The 12129-nt window shown below is 69.5% G+C and carries 5 protein-coding genes; 1 reads left to right on the top strand and 4 read right to left on the bottom strand.

Going from position 1 to position 12129, the window contains the following annotated elements:
• Position 1: 1 nt before the first annotated feature.
• From EJA05_RS11340 to EJA05_RS11355, 4 genes are read right to left on the bottom strand one after another with little or no spacing between them, the layout of a single operon-like run.
• Complete coding sequence (locus EJA05_RS11340; protein ID WP_125858308.1) at positions 2-571, bottom strand: DUF6162 family protein; 570 nt, start codon at positions 569-571, stop codon at positions 2-4.
• Positions 568-888 (bottom strand): hypothetical protein, encoded by a 321-nt coding sequence (locus tag EJA05_RS11345; RefSeq protein WP_125858309.1) that lies wholly within the window; start codon positions 886-888, stop codon positions 568-570. Before EJA05_RS11345 ends, EJA05_RS11340 begins: the two co-directional genes overlap by 4 nt.
• A complete protein-coding gene (locus EJA05_RS11350) occupies positions 885-1424 on the bottom strand; it encodes a thiamine pyrophosphate-binding protein (RefSeq protein ID WP_110995154.1) in 540 nt (179 codons plus the stop codon). The genes EJA05_RS11345 and EJA05_RS11350 overlap by 4 nt, the downstream gene beginning before the upstream one ends.
• The gene (locus tag EJA05_RS11355; RefSeq protein ID WP_125858310.1) at positions 1421-2626 is read right to left on the bottom strand and encodes a PepSY-associated TM helix domain-containing protein; all 1206 of its coding nucleotides are present in this window, start codon (positions 2624-2626) and stop codon (positions 1421-1423) included. Before EJA05_RS11355 ends, EJA05_RS11350 begins: the two co-directional genes overlap by 4 nt.
• A gap of 226 nt (positions 2627-2852) precedes the next feature.
• Here EJA05_RS11355 and EJA05_RS11360 point away from each other — a divergent pair, with 226 nt between their 5' ends.
• The gene (locus EJA05_RS11360; RefSeq protein ID WP_125858311.1) at positions 2853-12125 is read left to right on the top strand and encodes a non-ribosomal peptide synthetase; all 9273 of its coding nucleotides are present in this window, start codon (positions 2853-2855) and stop codon (positions 12123-12125) included.
• Positions 12126-12129 lie beyond the last annotated feature (4 nt).

Raw genomic sequence — 12129 nt, forward strand, 5'->3', positions numbered from 1 at the left:
CTTAATGACGGTGTTGGCGGGTAACCCCGGCGTCGTAGTGGGTGACGATCTGCCGCCAGCCGGCGGCGATCAGCGTGGCGCTGTCCAGGGCGTCCGGGGCCATCGCGCTGCTGTCGCGGCGCAGCCACACATCGGGCTGGGCGTCGGCCGTCTGCGGCAGGATCAGCAGCAGGCTGCCAGCCACTTCAGGGGTCTGGCTGCGGCCCAGGTAGGCGCCGTTGTCCAGCAGCGCCCACTGCAGGCTGCCGCGGCTCTGGCTGCTGGCATCGGCCACGAAGGGCGGCAGGCCCGCTTCGGCAAGCTCGGTAACCTGCGGCGCGCTGCCAGTTTCCTCGCGCAGCGCACGGATCTCCTCGACCGCCACCCACAAGTCGGTGTGCAGGCCCTGTTCGGCGGCGTTCAGGTCACGCCGGGCGTCGAGCTGGTGGGCGGCCACGGCCTGCTCGTCCTCGCGCTCGCCGCGCAGGGCCACCACGCTGGCGGCCAGCAGCAGGATCAGCGCGGCGGCCAGCAACACATAGAGGGTTTCGTGCCCGGCACCCGCCGGGCGTACCACCTGGGCGCGGCTCATGGCGCACCGATATCGGCGTGGTCCACTTCCACCACATGGCCGGGGCCGGCATCGAACAGCACGTAGAACTCGCCGTCGGGGCGCTTGAAGGTGAGGGTGGAGTCATCCCCCAGCTTGCTGGCCACCAGCACCTGTTCGTCGTAGCCGATCACGTCCAGGGTTACCCCCGGCGCGCCGCTGCCGTCGCTGAAACCGCCCTTGCAGGTGATCTGCCCGGCGTTTTCGGTGCAATCGCACATCGGGTTGTGCGCCAGCGCCGGGGTGGCGGCCAGCAGCAAAAAGGGCAGGGCGAGCCTGCGCAGCAACGGTGGTGTCATTTCTTGCCTCCTTGTTTCTCGAGCCAGGCCACGGTGGCCGGCGATGCCTTGGCCAGCGGCACCGAGGCCTGGTACATCTTGCCGTCCCAGCCTTCGATGGTGACCCACAGGTCGGCATCGGCGCGGGTGCGGGGCGGGATCGGCAGGTTGGTGCTCATGCGGTGCTGCGAGCCGAAGAAGATGGTGCCGGCGGCGCGCAGGCTGCGCGGCTTGCCGACGCGCAGGTAGATGGCCTTGACGCCCTCGGTGCAGGTCTTGCACAGGGCGGCGTTGAACGCCTTGAAGTCGCCGGCGGGGCCGTCGGCGCGCGGTGCTTCGTCACGCAGCTCGGCCAGGTCGAGGCTCCAGCGGTCGATCTGGATGTCGCGGATCACGTTGGCGCCCAGGCCACTGTCGCCGCGCAGCAGGCTGGCGTCGGCGAAGTACTTGGGCATGAAACCCAGCGGGATGAGGATCAGCAGGATGTTCAGGTGGAAGCGCCATTTTAGCCACCACTGCTTGAAGCCGCCCTGCGGCACACTGTTCGCCTGGCTCATGGCTGGGCCTCCACAGGGGTTTCACGGGGTTGCCTGGCCCGTGCCGGGCGCTCGCTGCGCTTGAGCGCGGCGGCGGTGGCCTGGGCGGTGCGCTTGGTCCAGATCAACAGGCCGCTGAGCACCATCAGGGTCAGCACCAGGCCGAAGAAGAACCAGATCAGCTTGATCGCCAGGCCGCCGAAGTCGCCGGTGTGCAGCGGGCGCATCGACTCGGTGACGAACTCCAGGGTCGAGCGGTCGCCGAGCAGGAACTGGGCGTCGACGTTGCGCGTGTAGGGGTTCACTTCGGCGGTCTGGAACATCAGCGGGTACCAGCCGCGGCCGCCCATGCTGTAGTGGCTGTAGGCGGTCAGCGGCAGGGAGATGAAGCTCACGTCCAGGCCCGGGATGCGTTCGGTGGCGATGCGCGCGGCCTCGTCCAGGTCGATGCGCGGCGCCGGCGTGCCGTCGGGCGTCTGCGGCACCTGCTCGCGGGCGATCACTGGCACCACCGGTTCGGTGGAAATGGTCACGTGGTTGTCGCCGAGGATCGCCTGGATCAGGAACCAGGTGCCGGTGATGGAAATCACCGCGATGAACCAGATCGACCACACCCCGGCCAGGCGGTGCACATCGCCCCAGAAGATCCGCGAGCCGTGGCCGGTACGCACCGGCTTGAAGAAGCCGCGCCAGAACTTCTTGTACACCACAAGCCCCGTGACCAGCGAAGCCAGCATCGGCAGGCCCAGCAGCGACACCAGGTACCAGCCCCAGCTGTAGCCGTTGGTGAACGGCACCAGCCACCAGCCGTGCAGGGCGCGGGTGAAGGCCTCGAAGTCGAAGTTCGGCCGCTGGCCCTGGATCGCCCCGGAGTACGGGTTGACGTAGAGCAGCGCGGTGGTGCCGTCAGGGCGGGTCACCGAGGCGTTCAGGGCGAAGTGCGAGCCGTCCGGCTGGCTGAGGAAGCGCACCGCCAGCTCCGGCTCGGCGGTGTGCATGGCGGTGAGCACCTGCTGGAAGCTCAGGCGCTCGGCGTCGGGCGCATCGAGCGGCTTGCTGGCGCGCACATCCGGGTTGGCCAGCCAGACGATCTCCTGGCTGACCACGGCGAGCATGCCGGTGAAACACACGATCAGGACAAAGAACCAGATCGGCAGGGCGAGCCAGCTGTGCACCAGGAACCACAGCTTGGAGGCGGATTTCTTCTTCGGTTGTCGGGCCATCGGTCGGTCTTCTACATAAAAAGTGCGGTCGAGGCTCGGCTCAACCGTGAAGGCTGCACTTAATAGGACGAATGAGAATGAGAAACCTGCCAAGGTAAATGAAAGTAAATGTTTCAAGGCGACCGGCGGCGGCCCGCGCCGTCCGTTAATTTTCCCCTCCGTTCATCCGTTTTCCATGCACGACCGAGCTGCCCCGCTCGTTGCCCCTCTTTACGGATGAACGCCAATGAATGCTCAAGATGCCCGCAACCTTGCCCGCCGATTCCTCGAGTTGCCGGCGCAAAAACGCAGGATCTTCTTGCAGGCGCTGGCCCGGGAGCAGGTCGACTTCGCCCAGTTCGCCATCCCTGCCGGGGTGCAGGCCGCCGAGCGCGGCATGCCCTCATATGCCCAGCAGCGCATGTGGTTCCTCTGGCAGCTCGATCCCCAGGGCGCGGCCTACAACCTCCCGGGCGCCGTTGGCCTGGACGGGCCGCTGGACCGTGATGCGCTGGCCCAGGCCCTGGAGGCGCTGGCCGAGCGTCATGAAACCCTGCGCAGCGCCTTGCGCCAGGAGGGTGAACACGGGCTGCGCCAGGTCGCCGCGGCCCAGGCGGTGACCGTCGATTTCGAAGACCTCAGCGCACTGGATGCCGCCGCCCGCGAACAGGCGGTGCAGGAGCGCGCGCAAGCCCAGGCCCAGCGCCCGTTCGACCTGGAGCAGGGCCCACTGTGGCGGGTGCGCCTGCTCAAGCTGGGCGCCGAGCGCCATGTGCTGCTGCTGACCTTGCACCACATCGTCTCCGATGGCTGGTCGATGAACGTGCTGATCGACGAGTTCATCCGCTGCTACGACGCCTTCAGCCAGGGCCAGCCCATGCCGCTGGCGGCGCTGCCGATCCAGTACGCCGACTACGCCCTGTGGCAGCGCGCCTGGCTGGAAGCCGGCGAGCAGGAGCGCCAGCTGGCCTACTGGCAACAGGTGCTGGGTGACGAGCACCCGGTGCTGGAACTGCCCACCGACCACCCGCGCCCAGCCACCCCCAGCCATCGCGGCACCCGCTTCAACTTCGCGGTCGATGCCGAGCTGGCCCTGCAGTTGCGCGCCCTGGCCCAGCAGCAACAGGCCAGCCTGTTCATGGTGCTGCTGGCGGCCTTCGATGCCTTGCTCTACCGCTACAGCGGCCAGGCCGAGTTGCGCGTGGGGGTGCCCATCGCCAACCGCAACCGCGCCGAAGTCGAAGGGCTGATCGGCTTTTTCGTCAACACCCAGGTGCTCAACTGCCGCATCGACGAGCACCTCACGGTGGCCGGGCTGATTGCCCAGGTGCGCGACACCGCCCTCGGCGCCCAGGCGCACCAGGAGCTGCCGTTCGAGCGCCTGGTCGAAGCGCTCAAGCTCGAACGCAGCCTGGCGCTCAACCCGCTGTTCCAGGTGATGTACAACCACCAGCCGCTGGTCACCGACCTCAGCGCGCTGCAGACCGCCTCGGGCATTCGTTTCGACCTGATCGAGTGGAAGGGCCGCACCACCCAGTTTGATCTGAGCCTGGACACCTGGGAGAAGGGCGGGCAACTGTACGCCGCACTGACCTACGCCGACGAGCTGTTCGACGCGCCGACCATCGCGCGCATGGCCGGCCACTGGCTCAACCTGCTGCGCGCCATGGTCGCCGACACCAATCAAGCGGTGGCGCGCCTGCCGATGCTGGGCGCCGATGAACAGCAACAGCTGTTGCACGCCTGGAACCCGCCGGGTGACGGCTTTGACCAGGTGTCGCGCATCGACCAGAGCATCGCCCGCCAGGCCGCCGAACAGCCCGAGGCGCTGGCCCTTACCTTCGGCCTTGAGCAGTACAGCTATGGCCAGCTCGACCGCTGGGCCAACCGCCTGGCCCAGCGCCTGGTGGCGGCCGGTGTCGGCCCCGAGACCCGGGTCGGCGTGGCCCTGCCGCGTACCCCGCAACTGCTGGTGTCGCTGCTGGCGGTGTTCAAGGCCGGCGGCGCCTACGTGCCGCTGGACCCGGACTACCCGGCGGAGCGCGTGGCCTACATGCTCGAAGACAGCGCCGCGCATCTCGTGATCAGTGACCCTGAAGTGGCCCAGCGCCTGGCCCTGGCCGACTGCGCCGAGGTGCTGCTGGTGGACGCCGACGAGCAGAGCCTGGCCGCCTGGCCGGGCCTGCCGCCGGCCAATCACGCCGTGGCGCAGAACCTCGCCTACGTGATCTACACCTCAGGCTCCACCGGCCGCCCGAAAGGCGTGGCCATTACCCACCGCAACGTCATGGCGCTGCTGCACTGGTCGCATCAGGTGTATGGCCGTGAAGACATCCAGGGTGTGCTGGCCTCGACCTCGATCTGCTTCGACCTGTCGGTGTGGGAGCTGTTCGTGACCCTGGCCGCGGGCGGCTCCATCGTGCTGGCGCGCAATGCCCTGGAGTTGCCGCAGCTGCCGGCGCGCGACCAGGTACGCCTGGTCAACACCGTGCCCTCGGCCATCACCGCGCTGCTGCGCGATGGCCAGTTGCCCGCCGGCGTGCGCATCGTCAACCTCGCCGGCGAGCCGCTCAAGCAGCGGGTGGTGGACGAGCTCTACCGCCAGCCGGGGCTGGCGCACGTGTACGACCTGTACGGCCCCTCGGAAGACACCACCTACTCGACCTGGACCCGCCGCCAGGCTGGTGGCCGTGCCAGCATCGGCCGGCCGCTGCCGCACACCGCCGCCTACCTGCTCGACGCCGCCCTGCAGCCGGTGCCGCAAGGTTGCGCCGCCGAGCTGTACCTGGCCGGTGCCGGCATTACCCGTGGCTACCTCGGGCGCCCGGGGCTGACCGCCGAACGCTTCGTGCCAGACCCATTCGCCGCCGACGGCGGGCGCCTGTACCGCACCGGCGACCTGCTGCGCTACCGCGACCAGGGCGAGCTTGAGTACATCGGCCGCATCGACCATCAGGTCAAGGTGCGCGGTTTCCGTATCGAGCTGGGCGAGATCGAGGCGCGGCTGCAAGCGCAGGCGCAGGTCAGCGAAGTGGCGGTGCTGGCCCCGGAAGGCCCGAGCGGCCGCCAGCTGGTGGCCTATGTGGTGCCGGCCGATACCGCGTTGCTCGAAGACCCGGCGGCCCAGGGCAAACTGCGCGAGCAACTGCGCGCCGCGCTGGGCGAGCACCTGCCCGACTACATGGTGCCCGCCGCCATGCCGATGCTGGCCGCGCTGCCGCTGACCCCCAACGGCAAGCTCGACCGCAAGGCGCTGCCGGCGCCCGACGCGTTGCAGGCGCAGCGCGAGCATGTGGCGCCCGGCGATGCCCGCGAACAGGCACTGGCGCAGATCTGGCAAGCCTTGCTGGGCCTCGAGCAGGTCGGCGTGCTGGACAATTTCTTCGAGCTCGGCGGTGACTCGATCGTCTCCATGCAGGTGGTCAGCCGTGCCCGCGAGGCCGGGCTGGCGCTGACCCCCAAGGACATCTTCCAGCACCAGACCATTCGCGGCCTGGCCCAGGTGGCCGGGCAGGCGAGCCAGGCTGTGGTGCGTGGGCCGGCCAGCGGCGAAGTACCGCTGACGCCTATCCAGCATTGGTTCTTCGACCAGGCCATCCCCAACCGCCAGCACTGGAACCAGGCCCTGCTGCTCGATGCCCGCGCACCGCTGCAGGGCGAGGCGCTGGCCCAGGCCGTGCAGCAACTGGTCGAACACCACGACAGCCTGCGCCTGCGCTTCGAGCAGCACGGCGGCACCTGGCAGCAGCACTATGGCGAAACCGCCGGCGAAGTGTTTCAGCGCTGCACGGCGGCCGATGCCGAAGCTGCTCTGGCACTGTGCGAGGCAGCGCAGCGCAGCCTGGATCTGGCTCACGGGCCGTTGCTGCGGGTGCTGCTGATCGAGCTGCCCGAGGGCCGCCAGCAGCTGCTGCTGGTGCTGCACCACCTGGTGGTGGACGGGGTGTCCTGGCGGGTGCTGCTCGAAGACCTCGAGCAGGCTTACCGCCAGGTGCTGGCCGGCCAGCCGCCACGCCTGCCGGCGCGCACCAGCGCATATCAGGATTGGGCACTGCGCCTGCAGCAGGCCTTGCCCGGCTACCAGGTGCAGTTGCCCTGGTGGCGCGAACACCTGGGGCGCGCGGCAGTCGCCGAACTGCCGTGCGACAACCGCGAAGGTGCGCTGCACAACCGTCATGAGCACAAGATCGAATGCCGCTTCGACGCCGAACTCACCCGCCAGTTGCTGCAGGTCGCACCAGCGGCCTACCGCACCCAGGTCAACGACCTGCTGCTCACCGCCCTGGCACGAGTGCTGTGCCGCTGGACGGCGGCGCCGGGCGCGCTGATCGAGCTGGAAGGGCATGGCCGCGAAGACCTGTTCAGCGACCTCGACCTGTCGCGCAGCGTCGGCTGGTTCACCAGCCTGCAGCCGGTGCTGCTGGTGCCCGAAGCCGAGCTGGGCGCTTCGCTGGTGGCGGTCAAGGAGCAATTGCGCTGCGTGCCCGACAAGGGCATCGGCCACGGCCTGCTGCGTCACCTCGGTGATGCAGCCACCCGTGCGGAACTGGCGGCCATGCCGCGCCCGCGGGTGACCTTCAACTACCTTGGCCAGTTCGACCGCCAGTTCGATGAGCAGGCGTTGCTGGTGCCCGCCAGCCATGGCGCCGGCCAGGGCCAGGACCCGGACGCGCCGCTGGCCAACTGGCTCACCGTCGAAGGCCAGGTGTACGGAGGCGAGCTGGCCTTGCAGTGGGGCTTCAGCCAGCAGATGTTCGCGGCCGAACGCATCCAGGCCCTGGTCGATGCTTTCGCCGAGGAACTGCGCGCATTGGTCGCCCACTGCGTCCAGGCCCCCGGGCAGGTGACCGCCTCGGACTTCCCGCTGGCCGGGCTCGATGGCGCGGCGCTGGCGCAACTGCCGGTGGCCGCACGGCAGCTCGAAGACCTCTACCCGCTGTCGCCGATGCAGCAGGGCATGCTGTTCCACAGCCTCTATGAACAAGCCGGCAGCGACTACATCAACCAGATGCGCGTGGATGTCGAGGGCCTGCACCCCGCACGCCTGCGCGACGCCTGGCAGCAGGCGCTGGACGCCCATGCCATCCTGCGCACCGGCTTTGCCTGGCAAGGCGAGCAGGGCAAGCCGCTGCAAATGGTCATGCGTCAGGTCGAACTGCCCTGGCGCGAACTGGACTGGCGCGACCGCGCCGACCTGCCGCAGGCGCTCGCCGCCCTGGCCCAGGAGGACCGCGAGCACGGCTTCGACCTGGCCCAGGCCCCGTTGCTGCGCCTGACCCTGGTGCGCACCGGCGAGGCCCGCCACCACCTGATCCAGACCTGCCACCACCTGCTGCTGGACGGCTGGAGCAACTCGCGCCTGCTCGGCGAAGTCCTGCAACGCTATGCCGGGCAGCAAGTGGCGCCCCCGGTCGGGCTGTACCGCGATTACATCCAATGGCTCGGTCAGCAGGACATGGCGGCCAGCGAGGCGTTCTGGCGCGACCAGCTCGCCTCGCTGGAAACCCCGACGCGCCTGGCCCACGCGCTGCCCACGCCGCCGCAAGCGGTGGCACAGGCCAGCCACGGCGACTTCTACCAAACCATCGATGCGGCCTTGGGCGAGCGCCTGGGCGCCTTTGCCCGGCAGCAGAAAGTCACCGTCAATACCCTGGTCCAGGCGGCCTGGCTGTTGCTGCTGCAACGCTGCACCGGCCAGGACTGCGTGGCTTTCGGCGCCACCGTGGCCGGGCGCCCGGCGCAACTGCCGGGCATCGAGGCGCAGATCGGCCTGTTCATCAACACCTTGCCGGTGATCGCCCGGCCGGCCCTGCAGCAAACCCTGGGCGACTGGCTGCAACAGGTGCAGGCGCTCAACCTGGCACTGCGCGAACACGAACACACGCCACTGTTCGAGATCCAGCGCTGGTCGGGGCAGGGCAGCGATGCACTGTTCGACACCTTGCTGGTGTTCGAGAACTACCCGCTGTCGGCGGCGCTGGCCCAGTCCGGCCAGGCCGGCGTGCGCTTTGGCGAAGTCGCCAACCTGGAACGCACCAACTACCCGCTGACCCTGGCCGTGACCCTTGGCGAGCGCCTGCAGGTGCACTACAGCTACCTGTGCGCGGCGCTCGACGCCGGTACGGTGCAGGCCCTCGCGGCGCAGCTGGAATGCCTGTTGGGGCAGTTCGTCGACGGCGCAGGCCAAGTGCTGGCGACCCTCGACAGCGTGCCCCCGGCTGCCCGCCAGGCGCTGCTGGCGATGCCCGCCGCCTTGCCGGCGCAGGCCGCGACGGTGTGGCTGCACCAGTTGATCGAGGCCCAGGCCCGGCGCACGCCGGAGGCCATTGCCCTGGTCGCCGAGGGCCGGGCGCTGAGCTACGCCAGCCTCGACAGCCAGGCCAGCGACCTGGCCCAGCGGCTGGTCGCCGAGGGCGTCGGCCCGGAGGTGCTGGTGGGCATCTCGCTGCCCCGTGGCGAGCGCCTGATCATTGGCCTGCTGGCCATCCTCAAGGCCGGCGGCGCCTATGTGCCGCTGGACCCGGAATACCCCGCCGAGCGCCTGGGCTACATGCTGGCAGACAGCGGTGTGCAGCTGGTGCTGGGGGATGCCCGCAGTGCGGCGTTGCTGGCCGGCAGCGCCGCGCGCCTGCTGCGGGTCGATGAGCTGGTGCTGGCCACCCAGGGCGTCGAGTCCCCGTCGCCAACCCTCGCCGGCAACAACCTGCTGTGCCTGCTGTACACCTCCGGTTCCACCGGCCGGCCCAAGGGCGTGGCCCTGGAGCAGGGCGCCTTGCTGCGCCACCTGCTGACCATGCAGCGCTTCTACCGCATCGACAGCAGCGACCGCTTCCTGCATTTCGCTTCGCTGAACTTCGACTGGGGCACCGAGCAGTGGCTGCTGCCGTTGATCAGCGGCGCCCGCTGCGTGCTGCGCGGCGAAGGCCTGTGGAGCGCTGAAGAAGCGCTGGAGGTGATCGAGCGCGAGCAGGCCAGCCTGGTCTATTTCCCCACCCAGTACGCCTGCCAGCTGGCGGCCTGGGCCGCGGCCCACGGCCGTACGGCGTCGGTGCGCTCGTTCAACGTGGCGGGCGAGGCCTTCCCGCGCGAGGGCTTCGAGCAGATCCAGGGGCAACTGCGCCCGCAGCATATCGTCAACGGCTACGGGCCGACCGAAACGGTCATCACCCCCTTCCTCTGGGAGGCCGATGCCGCCACCCGTTTCACCAGCGCCTATGCGCCCATCGGCCGACCGGTGGCCGGGCGCAGCGCCTACCTGCTGGCCGAAGGCCTGGCCTTGCAGGCCGATGGTGTGGTCGGTGAGCTGTATATCGGTGGCGAGGCCCTGGCACGCGGCTACCATGCGCAGCCATCGCTGACCGCCGAACGTTTCGTCCCCGACCCGTTCGCCAGCACCCCCGGCGCGCGGCTGTACCGCAGCGGCGACCTGGTCCGGCGCCTGCCGGACGGGCAGATGGAATACATCGGCCGGGTCGACCATCAGGTGAAGATCCGCGGCTTCCGCGTCGAGACCGGTGAAATCGAGGCCTGCCTGCTGGCCCAGGCGGCTGTCGCCGAGGCGGCCGTGGTGGCCGTGCCGGGCCCGGTCGGCCAGCAACTGGTGGCCTACGTGGTGCCGCGACAGGCGCTGGCCGAGGCTGACCGCGAGGCCCAGGCCGCACTCTGCGAAGGGTTGCGCGCAGCGCTCGGCGTAGCGCTGCCCGACTACATGCAGCCGGCCCACTGGCAGGTCATGGCGCAATTGCCACTGACCCCCAACGGCAAGCTCGACCGCAAGGCCTTGCCAGCGCCGGACGCCAGCCTGCTGGCACAGGCCTTCGAAGCGCCACGCAGCGCCCTGCAAGGCGAGCTCGCGACGCTGTGGGGCGAACTGCTGGGCGTCGAGCGGGTAGGCCTGCGCGACAACTTCTTCGACCTCGGCGGCCATTCACTGCTGGCCACCCAGGTGATCAGCCGGGTGCGCCATGCCCGGGGCGTCGAGCTGCCCTTGCGCAGCCTGTTCGAAGCCCGTGACCTGGAGGCGTTCGCCGCCACGGTCGATGCCTGCGTGGCGGCCCCGGCTGTGCTGGCGGTGCCGCAGTTGCAAGCGCTGGACCCCGCGCAGCGCCAGCCGCTGTCGTTCGCCCAGCAACGCCTGTGGTTCCTCTGGCAACTGGAGCCACACAGCTCGATGTACAACATCCCGCGCGCCCTGCAGCTCGACGGCGAGCTGGACATCGACGCCGTGCGCACGGCCTTCGAGGGCTTGCTGCAACGCCATTCGGTGTTGCGTACCACCTACGCCCAGGAAGGCGGCGACAGCTGGCAGCAGGTGCATGCGCACATGGCCTTGCCGTTGGCCGTCGTCGATCTGTGCCAGGCCCCGGCCGCCACCCGCGAGGTGGCGATCGCGCAAGCCCTGGCCGAGCAGGCGCAGGCGCCGTTCGACCTGGTCAACGGCCCGGTGCTGCGGGTGGCGGTGCTGCGCCTAGCCGAACAGCAGCACCTGCTGCTGGTGACCTTGCACCACATCGTCGCCGACCACTGGTCGTTCGGCATCCTGCTGCGCGAATTCGTCGCCCTCTACGACGCCGCCGTGCGGCGCGCCCCGGCATCGCTGCCGGCGCCGGGCCTGGCCTACCTGGACTTCGCCGTGTGGCAGCGCCAATGGCTGGCGGCCGGGCAGATGCAGCGCCAGCTCGATTACTGGCAGCGCACCCTGGGCGACGACCATCGCCTCAGCCGCCTGCCGGGCAGCCCGCAGGCCGGCGTGAGCGCCGGCACCTGCCAGGTACACGCCTTCGATTTCCCGCCAGCGCTGGCCGAGGCCCTGCGCGCCACCGCCAAGGCCCGTGGCCTGACCCTGTACATGCTGTTGCTGGCCGGCTTCTCGCTGGTGGTGGCGCAGCGTTGCGACAGCCGTCGGGTGCGCCTGGGTACCGACGTTGCCAACCGCAACCATGCGGGGGTTGAAGAAATGGTCGGCTTCTTCGTTAACCAGTTGGTACTGCAGCTGACGCTGGACGACAGCCTCAGTGGCGAACAGTGGCTGGAGCGCTGCCGCGACGTGGTGGTCGGTGCTTCCGATCACCAGGACCTGCCGTTCGACCGCTTGGTCGAGGCCCTGCGCCTGCCGCGTCAGGCCGGCCGTTCACCGCTGTTCGCGATCAAGTTCATCTACCAGGAAGGCAGCCTGCCGATGCGGGCGCCACAAGGCCTGCAGGTGACCCCGCAGGAGGCGGGGCAGGGCGCCACCGAGCTGGACCTGATCGCCGAGTTCGTCAACGCCGAGCGCCTGACCGCCGCCTTCAAATGCGACGCCAGCCTGTACACGGCGGCCGACATGCAAGGGCTGTTCGTGCAGTTGCAAGGGGTGTTCGAGCGCTTGCTCGAAGCGCCCGAAGCGCCCCTGGCGCAGTTGCTGGCCCATGCCGCGCAGCTGCAGGCCAGTGCCGAACAGGCGGCGGCCGAGGCGCGCCAGGCGCAGCTCAAGGCGCAGCACCCGATCCGTCGGCGCGCCCGTGGGGTCGAGCTGCAGTAGTGAT

Origin of the sequence: Pseudomonas oryziphila (assembly GCF_003940825.1) — a bacterium.
GTDB classification, from domain to species: domain Bacteria; phylum Pseudomonadota; class Gammaproteobacteria; order Pseudomonadales; family Pseudomonadaceae; genus Aquipseudomonas; species Aquipseudomonas sichuanensis.